Origin of the sequence: Streptomyces sp. NPDC058145, assembly GCF_042884245.1 — a bacterium.
GTDB lineage: Bacteria > Actinomycetota > Actinomycetes > Streptomycetales > Streptomycetaceae > Streptomyces.
The window spans coordinates 557,854-578,644 of the sequence record NZ_JBHVUH010000001.1 but is presented as its reverse complement, the minus strand read 5'-3'; the positions used below and the strand labels follow the sequence as shown (position 1 = coordinate 578,644).

Genomic DNA, 20,791 nt, shown 5'->3' with positions numbered 1-20,791 from the left:
ACGGGTACCGCGTTGCGTTCGGCAATGGGCTGGTGTGATGATCCCGGGCATGGCTGATCACGGGGGTGACGGCGGCCGGGCGGGGGACATACGCAGGTCGTCGCTTTCTGAGTACGCGGAGATGACGGGTGCGGAGGCACCCGACGAGATCTCACACGACGTACGTTCCGTACCTGCCCCGGAAGCGGTCGACGTGCGGCGCAGACGTCGGGAGTTCGCCGCTCTGCTGGGTGAGTTCCGTCGTACGGCGGTTCTCGTGCCCCTCGACTCGGACGAGAACCCGCTGACCGCCGACCGGGGAGGCGTCCGCTGGATCCTGGCCTTCTCGAACGAGCCGGCACTGGCCCGGTTCGCGATCGCGAGGGACGAGGGCGAACGGGAATGGGCGTACCGGCGGGTGCTGGGCGCCAGGCTGCTGGACGCCGGGGTCCCGGCCGTCGGGGTGCCGTGCGGCGTGGCTCTGGACGCGGCCGACGGGGACGAGGGCGTGCTGTTCCCGCCGGTCGCGGGGATCGTGCCGGACGCGGTGGCCGTGGACCTGGCCGCCGGGGCGACCGATGAGGAGGCGCGGCGGTGAGCGGGGGCAAGGGCGGCAAGGACATCAAGGCCGCGGGGCTGGACGAGATAGCGAAGGGCATCACGCTCACCCTGGCCGAACTCAAGGATCTGGGTGTCGACAGCCTGGCCGGTGTGGGCCGGGGCTTCTCGAACCTGGAACTCTCCGGCATCCAGTTGGGCCACGAGGACCTGACCGCCAGGTTCAAGTCGTTCTGCGAGCGCTGGGAGTGGGGCGTGCGCGGCCTGGTGGCGGAGGGCAACAAGTTCGCCCAGGACGTGGGCCTGTCGGCGGGCACCCTGCACGAGACGGACCAGTACATCAGCGGCGCCATGAAGGTCGCCTACAACGCGGGCGTGGGCAACCCGTACGCGTCCGAGGACGACGTCACCAAGATGAGCTGGGACGAGCTGCGCCGAAGCAGTGTCGACGCCGTCACCGATCCCGACTACAGCGAGAAGTCGTTCGACGAGGCCTGGCAGAAGTCCGAGCAGAGCTTCAAGGACGCCGGGCGGGACGCCATGACCGGATCACTGGGCCTGCCGACGGGCGTCACGATGGACCGCGTCAACCAGGCGACCGGGACCAGCGACGACTACAACCGCGTCCTCGACGACATGTGGGGCCCGTCCCCCGAGGAACGCGCGAAGGCGGCCGGGCAGGACGGTGAGGGCTGATGGGCATCCTCGGCGACATCGACGACGGCCTCAACAGCGGTCTGAAGTACGGCAAGAACGTCTACGACGCCGGCAAGAAGAAAATCGGCGAGGGCATCGACAAGGGCAGCGACGTCACCGCCGACGCCCTCGACAAGGTCGGTGCCCACGACTGGGCGGACAAGGTCCACCACTACGGCGACCGGGCCGCCTCCGCCCTGGGCGCCACCCCGGGCGAGCAGCAGCTCGGCGAGACCGACGAACCGACCGACCTGATCCACGGTGACGCGGGGGACATCCGGTCCACCGCCAAGCACCTGAAGGACTTCCACACCGCCTTCGACCGGGTCGGCCAGGGCATGCGCAAGCTGGACTCCTCACAGTGGCAGGGCGAGGCGGCCGACGCGTTCCGCAAGAAGTTCGAGATGCACCCGGTGAACTGGCTGCACGCGGCGGACGCCTGCGCCAAGGCGGCGACGGCACTGGAGACCTACGCCGAGACTGTCGTCTGGGCGCAGCAGAAGGCCCGTGGCGCGGTCGACCTGTACAAGAAGGGCAAGGAGGCCTCCGCAACGGCGAAGGACGCGTACGACAAGCGTGTCACCGCCTACACGGACGCGGTGAAGTCGGGCGACAAGGCGCCGGGCCCGGATCCCGGCGACTTCGACGACCCCGGTGCGGCGCTCGTGAAGGAGGCCGAGGAGCTTCTCCACGACGCCCGCAAGCAGCGCAACGAGGCCGCCGGCGCCGCCGCGAAGGCCGTCGAGTCGGCCATGGCCCACGCACCGGCAGAACCGCCCCCGCTGGCCCAGCTGAAGGTGGACGCGGTCGACGGTTACGGCGCCTTCAACACCGAGATGCTCCATGTCGGCGGGGGCATGATCAAGGGCACGGCGGGCCTCTACAGCATGGTCCGCGGCGCCAACCCCCTCGATCCGTACAACGTGACCCACCCCGCCGAGGCACTGCAGCACCAGGCCATGACCCTGGCCGGCCTGGTGTCCAGCGCGACGCACCCCGAGCGGACGCTCAAACAAACACTCCAGGACTTCGCCAAGGACCCCGCCGAGTTCGGCGGCCGCTTCGCGCCCCAGGTACTCCTGACCGACGGAGTGGGCCTGGAGGTGAACGGGGTACGGGCCGCCGCCGCCGAGAGACTCGCGATGCGGGACTCACTGAAGGTCGCTGAGCGTGAGGGGGCGGGGGCCGAGGGCGCGGGCGGGAAGAGCGCGCGGGAGGCGGTGGATGAGGATCCCCCGGCGACCGCCCACGACAAGACCAGTACGCACAGCGACGACACCGACCCGATCAACCTCGCCACCGGCAAGATGTATCTGCCGCAGACGGACGTCACGCTGCCCGGGGTGCTGCCGCTGGTGTTGGAACGGCGGGTGGAGTCCGGCTACCACCTGGGCCGCTGGTTCGGCCCTTCGTGGTCCTCAACGCTGGATCAGCGCCTGGAGATCGATGCGGAGGGAGTCGTCTTCGTCACCGAGGACGGCCTGCTGCTGGCGTACCCGCATCCCGCACCCGGCCTACCCACGCTTCCTCGTCACGGCCCTCGCCGGTCGCTTGACCGGGTGGAAGGCGGATACACGGTCACGGACCCGCGGACCCGCCGCACCTGGCACTTCGCCGATCGTGGCGAGAACCTTGCGGTGCTGGAACAGATAGACGACCGCAACGGCAACTGGATCACCTTCGAGTACGACGCGGAGGGCACTCCGCTGGCCGTGGTCTCCAGCGGCGGCAAGGGCGTCCGCATCACCACGGAATCCGGTCGCATCACGGCCCTCCACCTCGCCACGACCGGCGAGGAACTGAAGCGTTTCGGCTACACGGACGGCAATCTGACGGAGGTCGTCAACTCCTCCGGGCTGCCGCTCCAGTTCGCGTACGACGAGGTCGGCCGGGTCACGTCCTGGACGGACACGAACGACCGCAGCTACACGTACGAGTACGACGAACGGGACCGCTGCGTCGCCGAGGGCGGCTCGGCGGGCCACATGAGTCTGACCCTGTCGTTCGGGGACCCGGACCCGAAAACCGGCCTGCGGACCACAACCGCGACGACCGGCGAAGGCCACACTCGCCGCTACCTCGTGAACAACGCGTGGCAGGTGGTCGCGCAGATCGACGCCCTGGGTGCGACCACCCGCTTCCACCGCGACCGCTACAACCGCCTGCTCTCCCAGACTGACCCGTTGGGCCACACGACGACGTTCCGCTACGACGAGGACGGCAACCTCACGTCGGCCGTCCGCCCGGACGGCCGCGAGGCGACGGCGGAGTACAACGGGCTCGGCCTGCCGGTGAAGGTGGTCAACCCCGACGGATCGGTGGTCCGCCAGACGTACGACGAGCGCGGCAACCGCACGTCGGTCACGGACCCGGCGGGCCGGACGACCCGCTTCACGTACACCGAGGCCGGCCATCTGACGTCTGTGACCGACCCGCTCGGCAACACGACACGGGTCGTCTGCGATCGCGCCGGCCTCCCGCTGCAGATCACGGACGCGCTGGGCGCGACCACTCGCTACGAACGCGACGCGCTGGGCCGGCCCGTCGCCGTAACGGACCCGACCGGAGCCGTGACACGGCTGCACTGGTCGGTGGAAGGCCACCTGACCCACCGCACTGCCCCCGACGGCACCACGGAGACCTGGACGTACGACGGCGAGGGCAACTGCACGAGCCACACCGACCCGATGGGTGGCGTCTCCCGCTTCGAGTACACCCACTTCGACCTGCTGACGGCGCGGACCGGTCCGGACGGGGTGCGCTACGAGTTCACCCACGACATGGAACTGCGGCTGACGAAGGTCACGAACCCGCAGGGCCTGACCTGGACGTATGAGTACGACGCGGCTGGTCAGTTGGTCACGGAGACGGACTTCGACGACAAAAATCTGACGTACGAGTACGATCCCGCAGGTCGCCTGATCTCCCGCAGAAACGATCTCGGCGAGACGCTGACCTTCGAACGCAACGAACTGGGCCAAGTCGTCCGCAAGGACGCGGCCGGCCAGGTCACGACCTACGCCTACGACTTCACCGACCAACTCGCCCAGGTAACGGGCCCGGACGGCACGACGCTCACGCTGCTGCGCGACCGCTACGGCCGCCTGCACTCCGAGACGGTCAACGGCCGCACCCTGACCTACACCTACGACGCCCTCGGCCGCCGCACGGGCCGCACGACCCCGACCGGCGCCACGACGACCTGGTCCTACGACGCCGCGGGCCGCCGCACCGGCATGCTGACGGCATCGGGCCACGCCATCGACTTCACCTACGACGAGGCAGGCCGAGAGCTGTCCCGTCACATCGGCGGCACGATCACCCTTGACCACACCTTCGACTCCCTGGGCCGCCTGACGACACAGTCGGTGACCGGCGTCGGCAATCGGACGGTGCAGCACCGTACGTACAGCTACCGAGCCGACGGCAACCTGATCGGTATCGACGATCACCTGTCCGGCTCCCGGCGCTTCGACCTGGACGCGGCAGGCCGGGTGACAACGGTGCACGCGGCCGGCTGGACGGAGCGGTACGCCTACGACGAGGCGGGCAACCAGACCCAGGCCGAGTGGCCGACCGGCCACCCCGGCGGCGAGGCGACGGGCTCGCGCACGTATGTGGGCACCCGCATCACCCGGGCGGGCAACGTCCGCTACGAACACGACGCGCTGGGCCGCATCACCCTCCGCCAGAAGACCCGCCTGTCCCGCAAAGCGGACACCTGGCGCTACGAATGGGACTCCGAGGACCGCCTGACGGCGGTGACCACCCCGGACGGCACCCGCTGGCGCTACACCTACGACCCCCTGGGCCGCCGCACAGCGAAACTCCGCCTGGCCGAGGACGGCGAGACGGTGATGGAACGGGTGGAATTCACCTGGGACGGCACCACCCTCTGCGAGCAGACCACCACCTCCGCAGACCTCCCCCACCCGGTCACCCTCACCTGGGACCACCAAGGCCTGCGCCCCCTCGCCCAGACCGAACGCATCACAGCGGCCGACACCACCCAGGACGAGATCGACTCCCGCTTCTTCGCCATCGTCACCGACCTCGTCGGCACCCCCAGCGAACTCATCGACGAGCAGGGCGACATCGCCTGGCGCACCCGAAGCACCCTATGGGGCACAACGGCCTGGGCAGCCAACAGCACGACATACACACCTCTACGCTTCCCAGGCCAGTACTACGACCCGGAAACCGGCCTCCACTACAACTACTTCCGCCACTACGACCCAGAGACCGCTCGCTACCTCACGGCCGACCCTCTCGGCCTTACCCCCGCCCCCAACCCGGCTTCTTACGTTCACAACCCGCACACCTCGTCTGACTGCCTGGGCCTTGCACCAGACGAGTGTGAGAATGGCGGGAGTTGGGATCCTGAAGAGGAACCTTACCTGTACCGGGGCATCGGTTACGCGGATGAGAACAGCCGTCCAGAGTGGTTCAACATGTACGAGGATGCAAAGAGCGGATCCGCCGAACCACTTGGCGGCCATTCAGACCCACAACTGCACGTCGGCGGCCGAACCGACAGCATCTTCACTTCATGGACGACATATTACGAGGACATGGCCCTAGTGGAAAGCTATAGAGGAAATGGCCCAGGCATTGTCCTCCGAATACCAAATGGCGATGGCGTATCATATACGCGAGTTCCCGGAGTATCGTTCCCTTACGATGAAGGCGAAGTGCTAATTAGGGGCCCGGTAACAGGAGCAGAAGTGAGCATCGGTGGAGGGCCATGGACAAGGATAGGATGATCGAGCTCGTGCGGAACGCAGCCAAATCCGGCATCTGTGATCCGCAACTCATCGAACGACTCGACGATACCGCTGAAATCGAGACGGGAAGTGTTTCAAGAGAGGATTTACTACATATCTACAATCGCCGCATGAAAAGAACGATCCCTGGATCTAAACTCCAATCTGAGACAGCGTCACTGATCTCATTCTTGGAGCAGTATCAGAGAAGCGATCTCACTATGGCAAGCGTTTCTCTCAGGGCAGGGGGCAGCGAACTGTTCTTGATGGACAGTAACGAGGAACACGTTCTCCACTGGATGAGCATGTTCTCGCGGTAGACGATCGCAGACTCTCAGTCAGCTTCTTCAGTGTTGGCGCTCCAGCGTGAGGACGGCTTTGACGGGCCTGTCGCGGCGTCTACCTGGACGCCGCTGAAGAGATTCAGCAGGCCTTGCTTCGAGGCCAAGTCGCGGGGGAGGGCTGGGCTGCCTTCGACGCGCTTGCGTCGAGTTACAGCGGGATAAGGGCGATGCTGAAGACAGAACGTACTCGGCCTTCCCGTAAGACCCACGTGCCGGCGGCCCCATCTGGACGGTGTAAACCGTTGGAATGCTCCCAGCCCCTGAACCACATCGGGTGTTCGCCTGCAGCAGCCTCGGCTGGGTGGCCGAGGCTCTGGTACCAGGACGCGGTCGAGGCCCATCGCATCCTGATGTCCGACCCCGGCAGCCCCTGGCTGAATATCCCCTTCCGGTGACGTTTCGGGTTACGCCGCCGCGAGTTCGCACCACACGTACTTTCCCCGGTTACCGAACCTGGCCGACGGCTGCCAGCCCCAGAAGTCCGCGCAGGCGCGGATCAGGGCCAGGCCCCGCCCCTCCTCCCCCAGCTCGGCCACCTCCTCCAGCGGCCGGAACGGCTCCGGCGGGCCCGGGTCCGTGTCCCACGCCCCGATCCACACCACCCCCTCCACCGAGCGGCGCACCCTGAGCGCGGCCGGCCCCTTCGTGTGCCGCACGGCGTTGGACACCAACTCCGTCGCCAGGAGTTCAGCCGTGTCGACCAGGCCGATCAGGCCGTGCATCGTCAGGATCAGACGCAGCGTCCGGCGGGAGATCGTCACCGCTCTCAGGTCGTTGGGGATGTAGAGCGTGTAGTCCCAGGTTTCGGGCATGACTCATCGACTCCGGTGAGGTGAGAGGTTCAAGGGCGCGCGGTGGCAATGCCGCGGGCGTCATGGCAGGACGATGCGGTGCACTTCCGCTGCGTATGCGTTACATCACCGACGGTAGGGCTAACATGTCATCCCGAGCAAGCCGGTCGCGTAATCTGACCCCGAACGAGGGCGATTGGCACGTGCGTTGAGGTGAGGCAGCAACCATGGTCCTGAGGCGCGAACCGACGGCACGGCAGTTGCGGTTGGCGGTCGAGTTGCGTCGGCTCCGTGACGCCGCAGGGCTTGCGGCACGCGAGGCGGCGGCGCTGCTCGGGGTGAGCCATGTCCAGATCAGTCACATCGAGTCCGGGCTCACAGGCGTGAGCGAGGAGCGCCTGCGCCGTCTCGCTGCCAACTACGCCTGCTCCGACGAGAGTCTGATCCAAGCGCTCGCGGCCATGGCGACCGATCGTGCGCGGGGCTGGTGGGAGGAGTACCGGCACCGGCTGCCTACGCCTTACCTGGATCTGTCCGAGCTGGAGCACCACGCCTCATACCGGTGGGACGCCGACTTCCTCCATGTCCCGGGCCTGCTCCAGACGGAGGACTACGCCCGAGCACTCTTCTCCTACGTCAATCCGGAGTTCCCAGCAGGCGAGGTATCGCTCCGAGTCGAGCACCGGATGAGGCGCAGGGTCATCATCGAGCGCCCGGGTCCGACCCCGTACGTCGCCGTGATCCATGAGGGGGCCCTGCGCATCCGGGTGGGTGACCGCCCGGCAGCGCGAGCCCAGCTCGCTCGCGTACTGGATCTCTCCGAAGCCGACCACGTCACGGTCCGGGTCATCCCGTTCGACCTGGACGGATTCGCCGGTGCCGGAAGTGCCATGGTCTACGCGGGCGGACCGCTGCCCAGGCTGGACACCGTGGTACGCGACGGACCTCATGGCACGGCGTTCGTGGACGCCGAAGCCCAACTAGACCGCTTCCGAACGCTCTTTCGTAGGCTTGAGGCCTCTTCACTCGAACCGCAGCGTTCGCGTGACTTCATCCACAGGCTGGCGAAGGAGCTGTGAGGTCATGACCACCCCCCTAATCTGGCGGAAGTCGTCGTTCTCCGGTGGTGGCGAGGGGAACGCCTGCCTCGAAATCGCCGAAGGCCCCACCCACATATCCGTCCGCGACTCCAAAGCCCCCGCCCGGGCCACCCTCACATTCGCCGCCCAGGCGTTCACCCCCTTCATCGCCGCTCTGAAGGCACCGGCCGCCGACGCCGGTTCAGTCGAGTAGCCGTACAAAGACCAACAACTCGAGAGAGGCACAGCATGTCGTTCGGTCCGCCGCCCGCGGGTTTCGGGCCTGCCGCGCCGCCTGTCTGGACGCCACCGACGGAGATCGAGCAGGCCCTGATGGAGGCCAAGGCGCGGGAGGACTGGGCGGCGTACTTCGACACCCTCGCGGACAGCCGGCTGTACTTCGAGGTACGGCGTGACGGGGCGGACGCGGAGCCGAGCAGGACGATTCCCGTCTTCGGGCACGATCCCCGGGTGGCCGGCGGGCGGGTGTGGGCCGTGTACACGGAGGGGATGCTGCCCGCGCCCGATCCGCACCGGGTGCTCGACTGGCAGAAGCTCGGGTGGTTCGCCAAGGTGTGGGCGCCGACCGATCCGGCGATGATCGTGGTCAACCCGGGGACTCCCTGCGAGGCGTTCCTGCCCTCCGCGCCGCCGCACTCCGCCGCGTGGGCCCAGTACGGCGCGCGGGAGCGGGCCCCGCTGGACCGGGCGCGGGTGCTCACGCTGCGGGTGGGCGGTCCGAAGGACGGGCCCGTCGCGCGGGGGCTGGCGTGCGGGGCGCTGCTGATCGTGCGGGACGGGCTGGCCTGGAACGCCATGGCGTATCACGGGAACGGCTACACCTCGGAGCGGCGGCTGCTGCGCGAGTGGTGGGGCGTCGGGGGCCGGGAGGAGTGGCAGTCGCAGCAGCGGGCGCTGCTCGATCCCGACGGCGCCAATCCCGTCTGGGAGTTTGCCCTCGAGCTGCGGCGGACCATCGCGCGTGACTTCGGCGGGCACGTCGACACCGGCTACTGGCGGGACGCGGTCGCCCGGGTGCTGCGCGCGCGAGCCGGCGGCGAGACCGTCCTCACGCCGGACGGGGTGACCACCACGCCCACCGTTCCCGAGGCGGAGACCGAGGCTCGCATCAAGGGGGTGCAGCACCTCATCGGCCGCATCACCCGGTACGAGGCCCGCTTCCGGGCCGACGGGATCCTGGACGGGAACCGGTACGTCAGCTCCGTCGACGCCTGGAACTTCGGGCGGGCGTCAGGGATGGCCCGCTGGGGACTGGGGGCGCGGTACTGCTCACTTCATGAGGCCGAGGCCGCCGTCGTGGAGGCGGGCCGGGCCGCCGCGCGGTCGTACAAGTCGTGGCAGGACTTCGCCGCCGGGTACATCCTCGGGCGCTGTCTGCACTTCGACGACGAGGAGTTCGGGAACTGGTACACGGACATGGTGGACGTCCACCGGGTCCTGATGTCCGACCCTGAGAGCCCCTGGCTCACCGTCTCCTTCAGATGAGGCCGTGACGCACGGCTCCGGCTAGTTTCGGACGGAGCCCGCGTCGCCCTCGGCCATGTCTTGACCTGATCATGCCAACGTCGGACCATGAGCGCCAGCCCCGCACAGCGGACTCACAGCTACCGGCTTCCCGTGTCCGCACCCGCACGTCGCACTGAGGCACCTCAGCTCCCAGCTCCACTCCCCCACTTCCGGCGACCCCGGAATTCCTGGAGACCCAAGGAGAGTTCATGCGACTTCGCATCCGCGGCTCCGGCGAGCGCGGCGGCAGGCGTACCGCCGCACTCGGCGCGTTGCTGGCCCTCGCCCTCGCCGCACCCGTCTCGGCCACCGCCACGCACGCCACCGCCGAGAGCGCCCGGAAGGCCGCCCCGGCGTCCGGTGAGGACATCCGGCAGTACGAGATCCATCAGAGTACGAACCCCGTGACGCGCACGGCCATCCAGGCCACCGGTGTCACCGTCGACGAGGCCGACGAGGAGACCGTGGTCGTCTCCGGCCGGGCCGACCAGATCCGGCGGCTGCGCCGGCTCGGGTACGAGATCACTCCCCTGGGGGCCGCTCCCGACCGGGCCGGCGCCCGGGGCGAGCAGCGGCTGTACGACTTCCCCAGCGCCGACTCGAAGTACCACAACTACGCCGAGGCGAACGCGGAGATCGACCAGCGGATCGCCGCCCACCCGGACATCATGAGCAAGCGGGTGATCGGGAAGTCGTACCAGGGCCGGGACATCGTCGCCGTCAAGGTCAGCGACAACGTGGGCACCGACGAGGACGAGCCCGAGGTGCTGTTCACCTTCCACCAGCATGCCCGCGAGCACCTGACCGTTGAGATGGCCCTGTACCTGCTGCGCGAGTTCGCCGCCGGGTACGGGAGCGACTCCCGGATCACGAACCTCGTCAACAGCCGGGAGGTCTGGCTCGTCCCCGACCTCAACCCGGACGGCGGCGAGTACGACATCGCCACCGGGTCGTACCGGTCGTGGCGGAAGAACCGGCAGCCCAACTCCGGTTCCTCGTACGTCGGGACCGACCTCAACCGGAACTGGGACTACAAATGGGGCTGCTGCGGCGGCTCGTCGGGGACGAAGTCGTCCGAGACCTACCGCGGCTCGGCCGCCGAGTCCGCGCCGGAGGTGAAGGTGGTCTCCGACTTCGTGCGCAGCCGGGTCGTCGGAGGCAAACAGCAGATCAGGGCCGGCATCGACTTCCACACCTACAGCGAGCTGGTGCTGTGGCCGTTCGGGTACACGTACTCGGACACCGCGGCCGGGATGACGGCGGACGACGCCGCCGCGTTCCAGGCCGTGGGGCAGAAGATGGCGGCCAGCAACGGGTACACCCCCGAGCAGTCGAGCGATCTGTACATCACGGACGGGTCGATCGACGACTATCTGTGGGGCACGCAGAAGATCTTCGACTACACCTTCGAGATGTATCCGACGTCCAGCTGGGACGGCGGGTTCTACCCGCCCGACGAGGTGATCGAGCGGGAGACCTCCCGTAACAGGGACGCGGTGCTGCAACTGCTGGAGAACGCCGACTGCATGTACCGGTCCATCGGGAAGGCCGCCCAGTACTGCGGCTAGGGGTGTGCGCGTGGGACGGGGGCGCCGGCTCCTTCCGGCGCCCCCGTCCCACAGGGCCCTACGCCTCCTCGAAGTACGCGTCGAGCACCGCGTCCAGTTGGGACTCCCACTCCTTGAAGCGGGACCTGGACGTCGCCTCGATCTCGATCGGGTACCAGCGGCGGTCAGGGGTGTGCACGGTGATGGTGAAACGCTTGCCGAAGCGGGCGGACTCGGTCTCGACCGCGGCGATCTCGTCCCAGTGGAACTCGCAGTCCTCCTCGTCCAGGCGGAGGCGGACGCCGCGGCGGTCGGCGGCGAACCGGGCCCGGCGGTCGGAGGCTTCGAAGACGGGGGCGCCGTCCTCGGGTGCGCTCTCCTCCTCCGGTTCCTCCTCCGGTCCACCGTCCGCCGAATCGGCGGATGCCGGTTCGGCGGACGCCTCGGCGGGCTCCGGGGTCGCCGACTTCGCGTCCTCGGCGTCGGCCTCGGCCGTCGGCTTGGCGTCCGACGGTTCCGGTTCCGGTTCCGTCGCCGGTGCGGTGATCCCCGGGATGAAGGCCGGGTCGAAACCGGCGCCCTTGACGGGCTCGCCCTTCAGGGGCTGGCTGCTCGATCCTATGCGCTGGTCCACGGCGGCAGTATGGACGACATTCCTGTGCCGGAACCAGTCCGCTCACTCTTCACGTCGGTTCACACAGGTCACACTTACACAAACAGGCTCACCACCCCGGCCACCGCGAACCCCGCGACCGACAGCACCGATTCCAGCACCGTCCAGGTGCGCAGCGTGTCCCGCTCGGTGATGCCGAAGTACTTGGCGACCATCCAGAAGCCGCCGTCGTTGACGTGCGAGGCGAAGATGGAACCGGCCGACACGGCCATGATGACGAGGGCGACGAAGGCCTGGGAGTGGTGGCCCTCGGTCAGCAGCGGGGCCACGATGCCGGCCGTGGTGACGATGGCGACCGTGGCCGAGCCCTGGGCCACCCGCAGCACCACCGAGATCAGGTACGACAGCACGATCACCGGCAGGCCCACGCCGTTGAAGGTGTCCGACAGCGCCTGTGCCACCCCGCTCGCCTTGAGGACCGCGCCGAAGACCCCGCCCGCGCCGACCACCAGCAGGATGTTGCCGACCGGCTTGAGTGACGAAGTGGACACCGTCTCCAGGGACTTGCGGGACCAGCCCCGCCGGAAGCCGAGCAGGTAGTAGGCGAGCAGCAGGGCGAGGGTGAGGGCGACGAAGGGGCTGCCGACGAACTCCAGCACCGAGCGGCCCGCGGAGGGGTCGAGGGCGATGGAGGAGAAGGTGGCGGCGAGGATCAGCACCAGCGGCGTACCGATGATGGCGAGGACCGTGCCGAGCGGCACCGGCTGCTCCTGCGGCGGCACGCCCTGCGCGCGCTGCTCGGCGAGGACCGCCTGCCGGGCCTCCTCGGCGGCCTCGACCATGTCCTGCGGTACGGCGACGAAGACGCGCCTGCCGATCCAGGCGGAGTACGCCCAGGCGGCCAGGACGGCGGGGATGCCGCAGACGACGCCCATGAGGACGACCCAGCCGAGCTGGACGTGCAGCAGCCCGGCGGCGGCCACCGGGCCGGGGTGCGGCGGCAGGAACGCGTGCGTCATGGACAGGCCGGCGAGCAGCGGCAGACAGTACAGGAGGATCGACCTGCCGCTGCGCTTGGCGGCCGCGTAGACGATCGGGGCGAGCACGAAGATGCCGACGTCGAAGAAGACCGGGATGCCGAAGATCAGGCCGGTCAGGCCCATCGCGAGGGGCGCCCGGCGTTCGCCGAACAGGTGCAGCAGGCGGGACGCCAGTACCTCGGCGCCGCCACTGACCTCGAGGATCGCGCCCAGCATCGTGCCGAGCCCGATGATGATCGCGACATGGCCGAGGATGCCGCCCATGCCGGACTCGATGGTGGAGACGGCGTCGGAGCGCTGGACGGTGCCGAAGAGTTCGGTGACCGAGAGGCCGGCGAGCAGGCCGACGGTTATGGAGACGGCGAGGAGCGCGACGAACGGCTGCAGCCGGACCTTGATGATCAGGAAGAGCAGCAGGGCTATGCCGATGGCGGCGACGGTGAGGAGCCCGGCGGTGCCGTCGACGAGGAGGAGCAGGCCTCCGGTGTGGGGTGGGGCGGCGGGCGCTGGAGCGGTTGCGGCGAGCGAGTGGGACATTAGGGGGTCCTCTTCGTAAATGCATACTGCTTTCGGGCAGGGGGGATCGCGGCACGGCGCCGCGAGTGCGATGCCGTGCCGTGTGCCGTGCGTGTGCTGGTGGTGCGGAGGGGGGGTGGCGCGGAGGGGGGTGGCGCGAAGGTGGGCGGTGCCCGAGCCGTCGTCAGTTCAGGACGGCGAGGGCGTCGATCTCGATGAGGAGGCCGGGCGGCAGGCCGACGTAGACCGTGGTCCGGGCGGCGGGCGGCTGGGTGAGTCCCTGCTCGCCGAAGTAGGTGTTGTAGATGTCGTTCATCTCGGCGAAGTGGTCCACGTCGGTGAGGTAGACGCGGATCATCATCACGTCGTCCCAGCTCGCGCCGCCCTCCTCGAGGATGGCCTTGACGTTGGCGAGGGTCTGGAGGGTCTGCTCGCGCAGCGTCGGACCGGCGGGCGTGGGGGGCTTGCCGTCCTCGGCGGGCAGAAAGCCGACCTGGCCGGCGACCTGGAGGATGTTGCCCTTCTTCACCCCGTGGGAGAACCTCGCGGGCGGGGTGGTGTGGGTCTTCGGGGTGAGCGCGATCTTGTCGGTCATACGGGGGTGCCCTTCACTGGCGTTCTTCCGGAGTACTCGCCGCTGATCGCGTCCGCGGTACGGCGCACCTGCGGGAGCAGGGTGAGGAGTTCCTCGGCGGTGACGACGACGTTCGGCGCTGACACCGACATGGCGGCGACGACCCGGCCGTCGGCGCCGCGGACGGGGGCCGCGACGCAGTTGATGGACTCCTCGTGGCCACCGAGGTCGGTGGCCCAGCCCTGTTCGCGCACCTGCTCCAACTCCCGCAGGAACGCGGTGGCGTTGGGGGTGGAACGGGGCGTGTACAGGGGGTAGTCGAGCTGGTCCGCGAGAGCGCGGCGCTCGGGTTCGGGGAGGTCGGCGAGGAGGAGTTTCGCCACGGCCGCCACGGTGATGGCCACGGGCTTGCCGATGCGCGAGTACATCCGGACCGGGTAGCGGCTCTCCACCTTGTCGATGTAGAGCACCTCGTTCTCCTCGTGGACGGCGAGGTGCACGGTGTGGCCGCAGGCCTCGTTGAGCCGGACGAGGTGGGGATGGGCGATCTCGCGGATGTCGAGGTTCTCCATCGCCTCCTGGGCGAGGGCGAAGAGGCGCGCGCCGAGCCGGTAGCGCTGGTCGGACTGGCGGTAGACCAGGCCGTGCTCGTGCAGGGTGCGCAGGAGGCGGAGCGCGGTCGATTTGTGCACGCCGAGGCGGTCGGCGACCTGGCCGAGGTCGGCGGGGCCCTCGGCGAGCAGCGGCAGGATGCTGAGGGCGCGGTCGACGGTCTGACTCATGGGGTGTTCGCCTCCTCCGGGGCCCGGTCGGCCTGTGTCCAGCCGGGGCCGAGTCGAAGTCTCCCCCATGCCTCGTCGTCCAGGGCGGCCAGGCGGTCGGCGTGGTCGCGGGTGGGTGGGGCGGCGAGGTCGGCGGGGGTGGTGAGGGCGGCCGCGGCCGCGAGGTGGCCGTGCCGGAGTCGTCGCTCCAGTGGCAGACCGCGGAGGGTGGCGGAGAGGAAGCCGGCGGCGAAGGCGTCGCCGGCGCCGATGGGGGCGACGACGTCCACGTGCGGGGCCGGTTCAAAGGTGAGCGGGGTGGTGGTCGGCCGGGGGCCCGTCGCGTGGCCCGGCGCCGACGGGTTGTCGCCCGCGCCTGCCCCAGCGGCACGACTACCCGCGGCGGGGCGGAGGGGCTGGGCACCTTCGCCGTTCACGCGCCGGGAGAACGGCGACTCGGATGCGTCCGCGAACGCCGTCGCGCCCTTGGCCGCCTGCTTGACGATCAGCAGGGACGGCTCGGCGAGCAGGGCGCGGATCGCGGTCGGGCCGCCCGTGACGCCCCAGGTGTGTTCCGCCTCGTCCTCTCCCACGAACACGATGTCGGCGACCCGGGCCAGCTCCAGCAGTACCTCGGCTCCGTCGGTGCCGGTCCACAGGCCCGGGCGGTGGTTCACGTCGAAGGAGAGCAGGGGGCGCCCGGCGGTGGGCTGCGACAGGTGCCGTACGAGGTCCAGGCACTGCGCGGACAGCGCCGCCGTGATGCCCGACAGGTGGAGTACGCGGCCCGCGCGGGCCGCCGTCAGGTCCGTGTTGGTCACGGACATCGCGGAGGCCGCCGAGCCGGCCCGGTAGTACGCCACCTCGTGGGCGGCGGTGGCCCGGTCGGCCGCCGTGCGGAAGTAGACGCCCGTGGGACGGGCCGGGTCGGTGCGGACGGCGCCGACGTCGACGCCGTATCCGGCGATCCGCTCCACCAGGTGGTCCCCGAAGCCGTCCGCGCCCACCCTGCTCACCCACCGCGTGGAGTGGCCGAGGGCGGCCAGTACGCAGGCCACGTTGGACTCCGCGCCGCCGATGGCCCGTTCGAAGGAGGGGACGTCGGCGAGGCGGCCCTCCCGGGTGGGCAGGAAGGTGACCATGGACTCGCCGAGCGTGACGACATCCACGACGTTCACGATGGGGGGACTCCTCGTCATCCTGGGGTGGGCGTCTTTCGTTGACCCTGTGTCGGGCGAGATGCTAGACAGCAGTGAGCGACATACGCAATGGGCGTTGCATATCGTGCAACGTACCGGATCAGGAGGGTCACATGCCCCGCGAAACCGGCACCGAAGCGCTCGCCCGCCTCGCCGAGGAACGGGTGGACCACCGCTTCAAGGGCCTCCCGCCGGACGCCGAGGGCCTGACCGTCGCCGAGCTGGCCGCCCAGCGCCGCAACCTCTTCACGGGCGGGTTCAGCACGCCCGTCCTCGCCCTCTCCGCCGAGCGGCTGGAGCACAACCTGGCGCTCATGGAGACCTACGCGGAGCGGCACGGCCTCGCCTTCGCGCCGCACGGCAAGACCTCGATGGCCCCGCGGCTCTTCCAGCGGCAGATCGAGCACGGCGCCTGGGGCATCACGCTCGCGGTGCCGCATCAGGTGTGGGTGGCCCGGGCGTTCGGCATCGAGCGGATCTTCCTGGCCAACGAACTGGTGGACCCGGCCGCGCTGCGCCGCGTCGCCGCCGAACTGGCGGCCGACCCGGCGTTCCGTCTCGTCTGCTACGTCGACTCCGTGCGCGGGGTCGAGCTGATGGACGCGGCCCTGCGCGGAGCCGTCCGCCCGGTGGACGTCGTGGTGGAGCTGGCCGCGGGCGACGGGGCCCGTACCGGGGTGCGCACGGAGGCGGAGTGCGCGGCCGTCGCCGACGCCGTGGCCGCCGTACCGACGCTCCGGCTGGTCGGGGTCGCGGGGTACGAGGGCGAGGTGCCACAGGCGGACACCGGGCGGGTGACGGCCTATCTGCGGCGGCTGACGGCGCTGGCCGCCGACTTCGACAAGAGCGGCCGGTTCGCCGGGGTGGACGAGATCGTGGTGAGCGCCGGCGGCAGCGCGTGGTTCGACGCGGTGGCCGACGTGTTCGCGGAGATCCCCGAACTGTCCGCCCCCGTGCTCAAGTTGCTGCGTTCGGGCGCCTACGTCTCGCACGACGACGGGCACTACCGCAGGCTCACCCCCTTCACCCGCGTCCCCCAGGAGGGCGCGCTGGAGCCCGCGTTCCGGCTGTGGGCGCAGGTCGTCTCCCGGCCCTCCGCCGAGCAGGCCTTCGTCAACGCGGGCAAGCGGGACGCGGCCCACGACCTGGACCTGCCCGAGGCCCAGGTGGTACGCCGGGACGGCACCGAGCGCCCGGCCGACGGAGTCACCGTGACCGGTCTGTCCGACCAGCACGCCTGGCTGCGCACCACGGGGGACGCGGACCTGGAGGTCGGCGACTGGGTCGGCTTCGGCCTGTCCCACCCCTGCACGTCCTTCGACAAGTGGCAGCTGATCCCGCTGGCCGAGGCGGACGGGACGGTCGTCGACTACATCCGCACCTTCTTCTAGGGGGCACCGTGGAGGAGCTGGTCATCCGGGACGCGGACGTCGTCGACGGCAGCGGCGCGGACTCCTACCGCGCCGACGTGGTGGTCGACGGCGGCCGGATCGTCTCCATCGTCAAGGAGGCCGCGGCGGCGGGCTGTCAGCGGCCGGGGGCGCGGCGGGAGCTGGACGCGGAGGGGCTCGTGCTGTCCCCCGGCTTCATCGACATGCACGCCCACTCCGACCTGGCCCTGCTGCGCGACCCGGACCACAGCGCGAAGCTCGCCCAGGGGGTCACGCTCGAGGTCGTCGGGCAGGACGGGCTGTCGTACGCGCCGGTGGACGACCGCACGCTGGAGGAGGTCCGCCGGGCGATCACCGGCTGGAACGGGTACGGCGACGACGTCGACCTCGACTGGCGCACGGTCGGCGAGTACCTGGACCGTCTCGACCGCGGGATCGCCGTGAACGCGGCCTATCTGATCCCACAGGGCACGGTCCGCGCGATGGCCGTCGGCTGGGAGGACCGGCCGGCGACCGATCAGGAGCTGCACCGTATGCGGCAGTTGGTCGCGGAGGGACTGGAGCAGGGCGCGGTCGGCCTGTCCTCCGGGCTCACCTACACGCCCGGCATGTACGCCAAGGACGCCGAACTGACCGAGCTGTGCCGGGTGGTGGCCGCGTACGGCGGTTACTACTGCCCGCACCACCGGTCCTACGGCGCCGGTGCCCTGGAGGCCTACGCCGAGATGGTGGAGCTGACCCGGAAGGCGGGCTGCCCGCTGCACCTGGCCCACGCGACGATGAACTTCGGCGTGAACGAGGGGCGTGCGCCCGAGCTCCTCGCCCTGCTCGACCGGGCGCTGGACTCCGGCGCCGACATCACTCTGGACAGCTACCCCTACACCCCCGGCTGCACCACGCTCGCCGCGCTGCTGCCGAGCTGGGCGGGCGAGGGCGGTCCGGAGGAGATCCTGGCCCGGCTCGCCGATCCGGGGACCGCCGAGCGCATCCGGTACGACCTGGAGGCCACCGGCTCGGACGGCTGCCACGGCGTGCCGGTGGAGTGGGACACGATCGAGATCTCCGGCGTGACCGTCCCGGCTCTGGCGGACCATGTCGGGCGGACCGTGCGGGAGTCGGCGGACGCGCGCGGTGAGGCCCCCTGGACGACCGCCCGTCGGCTGCTGCTCGAGGACCGGCTCGGTACGACGATCCTGCAGCACGTCGGCCATGAGGAGAACGTCCGCACGATCATGCGGCACCGCGCCCACACCGGGGGCTCCGACGGCATCCTGCGGGGCGCGAAGCCGCACCCGCGCGCCTACGGCACGTTCCCGCGCTACCTCGGGCACTACGTCCGGGAGGCGGGTGTGCTGACGCTGGAGGAGTGCGTCGCCCATCTCACCGCGCGGCCCGCGGCCCGGCTGCGGCTGCCGGACCGGGGGCTGGTGCGCGAGGGGTACCGGGCCGACCTGGTGCTGTTCGACCCGGACACCGTCGCGTCCGGCGCCACCTTCGCCGAGCCCCGGGTGCTCCCGGCCGGGATTCCGTACGTGCTGGTCGACGGCCGTCCCGCGATCGAGGACGGCCGCCGGACGGACGTGCTGGCGGGCCGGGCGGTCCGCCGGACACCGGTGTGACCGCCCGGCCCCGGTTCACGGCTCCGGCCGGGGCCGGGGCAGCAGGGGTTACGGCTTGGGCAGGGTGCAGCCGGACGCGCTCAGGTTCAGCTTGTTGCCGGTGGTGAAGCAGGCCGGGATGTTGTAGGTCTCCTCGGCGTAGTTGATGCCCTGGCGGACGGTGACGTTGCCGCTCTCGTCGACCTCGCAGGGGTTGTTCTCGGTGCAGCGCTGGCCGTCCTCGTTGCCCGTGTTGTTGACGGCGACGACCTTGCCGGTGGCGGTGTCGATCACCGGCGAGCCCGAGGTGCCGCCGATGGTGTTGCAGGCGGAGGTGTAGCGGACCGAGTCCTTCCAGGTCCAGTCACCCTCCTTCAGGCGGTACACGAAGCCGTCGATGTTGCAGCTGTAGATGCGCTTCCAGTAGCCGGAGACGACCTTGATGGCGGCGCCGGCGACCGGGTGGGTGTCCTGCATGGTGAGCGGGCTGATGCCGTACGAGCTCTTGATCGCCGCGTAGGTGGTGGTGGTGCGGTAGATCGTGACGTCGGTGTCCGTCATGGTCGAGTAGACGACCTGGTTGGCGCGGAGTGTGGCCACCTTGCTGCCGGAGGAGTTCAGCAGGCCGAAGGTGCGGCTGGAGGACTGGCCGGTGATGACCTGACCGGGCGCCGGGAAGCCGGTCTCCAGGCAGTGGCCGTTGGTCAGCACGAGCGCCGGGTCGGTGTCCGCGGAGTTGGGGAAGCGGATGACCGAGCCGGAGCAGTTGCTGAGCGAGACGGTACCGGCGAAGTTGACGGTCACCGCGTTGGCCGCCTTGGCCTGCGGCGCGGCGACCGCCGGGGTCGCGCCCAGCCCGGCGATGGCCAGGGAGGAGAGCGCGGCCAGGAGAGGCTTGTTCATGTGGGGGTCCCCTCTTACGACTTGGGCGACCGGAGATCTTCCGGTCGCCTCGCGTTTTGTCATGAGCATTCTCATGAGAGGGGCGTGCGGGGGCAAGCAGTTGTATGCGACTGCGCGTTCGTCCGGGGCATACGCGCACGTTTGTCGGGTGGCGGACCGCAACTCGCCTGGGATCACTACCCACTTGGCGGCACGTTACGGCCGCCTCCCGCTACCGGGGGCGCTTCGTCGCGCCGTGGCCGTGGCCCCGGCCGCCGACCGGGGTGCCCTCGCCGGACTCCGTCGGCGTGGCGGCCGTGAGCGTCGGCGCGGGAGTGACGGAGGCCGTGGCGGCCGGGGAGCCGGGCGTGTTGGGGGCCGTGGGACCCCCGGTGGCGGTGGCCGCCGGAGCGTCCGCGGCGGGCACGGCCGCGGTGGACGACGACGTCGCGGGAAGGCCGGACTCGGCGCCCGGCGCGCTCGTCGCGGGGGCGGAGGAGCCCACGCGGGTGGTCGCGGCGCCGGGGACGCGGGCGGGTCCGTCGCTCGCGGGGCGCGCTCCGGACGGGGCGCCGTCCGGCCAGGCGAGCACCGCGATCACCGCGACCGCGCCGGCCGCGCCGAGACCTCCGGCGAGGACCGCCGTCCGGCGGCGGGCGCCCGCCCGCCGTTTCCGGCGCCGGTCACGGCGGCCGCCGCCCTCTCCGGCCGCGGCGGGAACGTGCGGCTCGGCGGGCCCGGACGGCTCGGACGACTCGGAGAGCGTGAGCGCGGGCTGCTCGCGGGTCTCGTCATAGGCGTTCTGCCAGCCATGGGCGGCGGCGGGATCGGCGTACTCCTCGTACGAGGGTGCCGGGGCCGTCTGCGGGTGGTACACGTTCGGCTGAACCTCCGGCTCGCCGCTGCCACCGTGTGCCTCGTACAACCCCACCC

The 20,791-nt window shown here is 70.1% G+C and carries 18 protein-coding genes; 10 read left to right on the top strand and 8 right to left on the bottom strand.

Annotated features, from left to right (window positions below):
- Nucleotides 1–49 precede the first annotated feature (49 nt).
- From ACFVVO_RS02695 to ACFVVO_RS02680, 4 genes are read left to right on the top strand one after another with little or no spacing between them, the layout of a single operon-like run.
- A complete protein-coding gene (locus ACFVVO_RS02695; protein ID WP_390051147.1) occupies nucleotides 50–577 on the top strand; it encodes a hypothetical protein in 528 nt (175 codons plus the stop codon).
- Nucleotides 574–1,233, top strand: a complete 660-nt coding sequence (locus tag ACFVVO_RS02690) for a hypothetical protein (RefSeq protein ID WP_390051146.1) — start codon at nucleotides 574–576, stop codon at nucleotides 1,231–1,233. The genes ACFVVO_RS02695 and ACFVVO_RS02690 overlap by 4 nt, the downstream gene beginning before the upstream one ends.
- On the top strand, nucleotides 1,233–5,996 hold the full coding sequence (locus ACFVVO_RS02685; RefSeq protein WP_390051145.1) for a putative T7SS-secreted protein: 4,764 nt from the start codon (nucleotides 1,233–1,235) through the stop codon (nucleotides 5,994–5,996). Before ACFVVO_RS02690 ends, ACFVVO_RS02685 begins: the two co-directional genes overlap by 1 nt.
- A complete protein-coding gene (locus ACFVVO_RS02680) occupies nucleotides 5,993–6,316 on the top strand; it encodes a hypothetical protein (RefSeq protein WP_390051144.1) in 324 nt (107 codons plus the stop codon). The genes ACFVVO_RS02685 and ACFVVO_RS02680 overlap by 4 nt, the downstream gene beginning before the upstream one ends.
- A gap of 428 nt (nucleotides 6,317–6,744) precedes the next feature.
- Here the strand turns inward: ACFVVO_RS02680 and ACFVVO_RS02675 are convergent, their stop codons facing one another.
- Nucleotides 6,745–7,152, bottom strand: coding sequence for an ATP-binding protein (locus ACFVVO_RS02675; protein WP_390051143.1), 408 nt, complete (start codon nucleotides 7,150–7,152; stop codon nucleotides 6,745–6,747).
- Nucleotides 7,153–7,358: 206 nt separating this feature from the next.
- Here ACFVVO_RS02675 and ACFVVO_RS02670 point away from each other — a divergent pair, with 206 nt between their 5' ends.
- From ACFVVO_RS02670 to ACFVVO_RS02655, 4 genes are all read left to right on the top strand, one after another.
- Complete coding sequence (locus ACFVVO_RS02670; RefSeq protein WP_390051142.1) at nucleotides 7,359–8,210, top strand: DUF5753 domain-containing protein; 852 nt, start codon at nucleotides 7,359–7,361, stop codon at nucleotides 8,208–8,210.
- Between the two features lie 4 nt (nucleotides 8,211–8,214).
- Complete coding sequence (locus ACFVVO_RS02665) at nucleotides 8,215–8,424, top strand: DUF397 domain-containing protein (protein WP_390051141.1); 210 nt, start codon at nucleotides 8,215–8,217, stop codon at nucleotides 8,422–8,424.
- A 35-nt stretch (nucleotides 8,425–8,459) separates the two neighbouring features.
- Nucleotides 8,460–9,716, top strand: a complete 1,257-nt coding sequence (locus ACFVVO_RS02660) for a DUF1266 domain-containing protein (RefSeq protein WP_390051140.1) — start codon at nucleotides 8,460–8,462, stop codon at nucleotides 9,714–9,716.
- A gap of 230 nt (nucleotides 9,717–9,946) precedes the next feature.
- Nucleotides 9,947–11,305 carry a M14 family metallopeptidase gene (locus tag ACFVVO_RS02655; RefSeq protein ID WP_390051139.1) on the top strand — a complete coding sequence of 453 codons (1,359 nt, stop codon included), beginning with the start codon at nucleotides 9,947–9,949 and terminating at the stop codon, nucleotides 11,303–11,305.
- A gap of 58 nt (nucleotides 11,306–11,363) precedes the next feature.
- On the opposite strand, the gene ACFVVO_RS02650 is transcribed toward ACFVVO_RS02655, so the two are convergent.
- From ACFVVO_RS02650 to ACFVVO_RS02630, 5 genes are all read right to left on the bottom strand, one after another.
- A complete protein-coding gene (locus ACFVVO_RS02650; protein WP_390051138.1) occupies nucleotides 11,364–11,918 on the bottom strand; it encodes a hypothetical protein in 555 nt (184 codons plus the stop codon).
- Between the two features lie 74 nt (nucleotides 11,919–11,992).
- The gene (locus ACFVVO_RS02645) at nucleotides 11,993–13,474 is read right to left on the bottom strand and encodes a GntP family permease (protein ID WP_390051137.1); all 1,482 of its coding nucleotides are present in this window, start codon (nucleotides 13,472–13,474) and stop codon (nucleotides 11,993–11,995) included.
- 163 nt (nucleotides 13,475–13,637) lie between these two features.
- Nucleotides 13,638–14,048 (bottom strand): RidA family protein, encoded by a 411-nt coding sequence (locus ACFVVO_RS02640; RefSeq protein WP_390051136.1) that lies wholly within the window; start codon nucleotides 14,046–14,048, stop codon nucleotides 13,638–13,640.
- A complete protein-coding gene (locus ACFVVO_RS02635; protein ID WP_383018813.1) occupies nucleotides 14,045–14,809 on the bottom strand; it encodes an IclR family transcriptional regulator in 765 nt (254 codons plus the stop codon). Before ACFVVO_RS02635 ends, ACFVVO_RS02640 begins: the two co-directional genes overlap by 4 nt.
- Complete coding sequence (locus ACFVVO_RS02630) at nucleotides 14,806–15,987, bottom strand: sugar kinase (RefSeq protein ID WP_390051135.1); 1,182 nt, start codon at nucleotides 15,985–15,987, stop codon at nucleotides 14,806–14,808. The genes ACFVVO_RS02635 and ACFVVO_RS02630 overlap by 4 nt, the downstream gene beginning before the upstream one ends.
- Nucleotides 15,988–16,100: 113 nt before the next feature.
- Between ACFVVO_RS02630 and ACFVVO_RS02625 the strand changes: the two genes are divergently transcribed.
- Together ACFVVO_RS02625 and ACFVVO_RS02620 are read left to right on the top strand one after the other, a co-directional pair.
- A complete protein-coding gene (locus ACFVVO_RS02625; RefSeq protein WP_390051134.1) occupies nucleotides 16,101–17,378 on the top strand; it encodes an amino acid deaminase in 1,278 nt (425 codons plus the stop codon).
- An 8-nt stretch (nucleotides 17,379–17,386) separates the two neighbouring features.
- Entirely contained in the window at nucleotides 17,387–18,997 is a 1,611-nt protein-coding gene (locus ACFVVO_RS02620; RefSeq protein ID WP_390051133.1) for an amidohydrolase family protein, read from the top strand.
- A gap of 48 nt (nucleotides 18,998–19,045) precedes the next feature.
- Here ACFVVO_RS02620 and ACFVVO_RS02615 read toward each other — a convergent pair whose 3' ends face one another.
- Nucleotides 19,046–19,879 (bottom strand): serine protease, encoded by an 834-nt coding sequence (locus ACFVVO_RS02615; RefSeq protein ID WP_390051132.1) that lies wholly within the window; start codon nucleotides 19,877–19,879, stop codon nucleotides 19,046–19,048.
- Between the two features lie 211 nt (nucleotides 19,880–20,090).
- Nucleotides 20,091–20,789, bottom strand: a complete 699-nt coding sequence (locus tag ACFVVO_RS02610) for a hypothetical protein (protein ID WP_390051131.1) — start codon at nucleotides 20,787–20,789, stop codon at nucleotides 20,091–20,093.
- Between the last annotated feature and the right edge of the window lie 2 nt (nucleotides 20,790–20,791).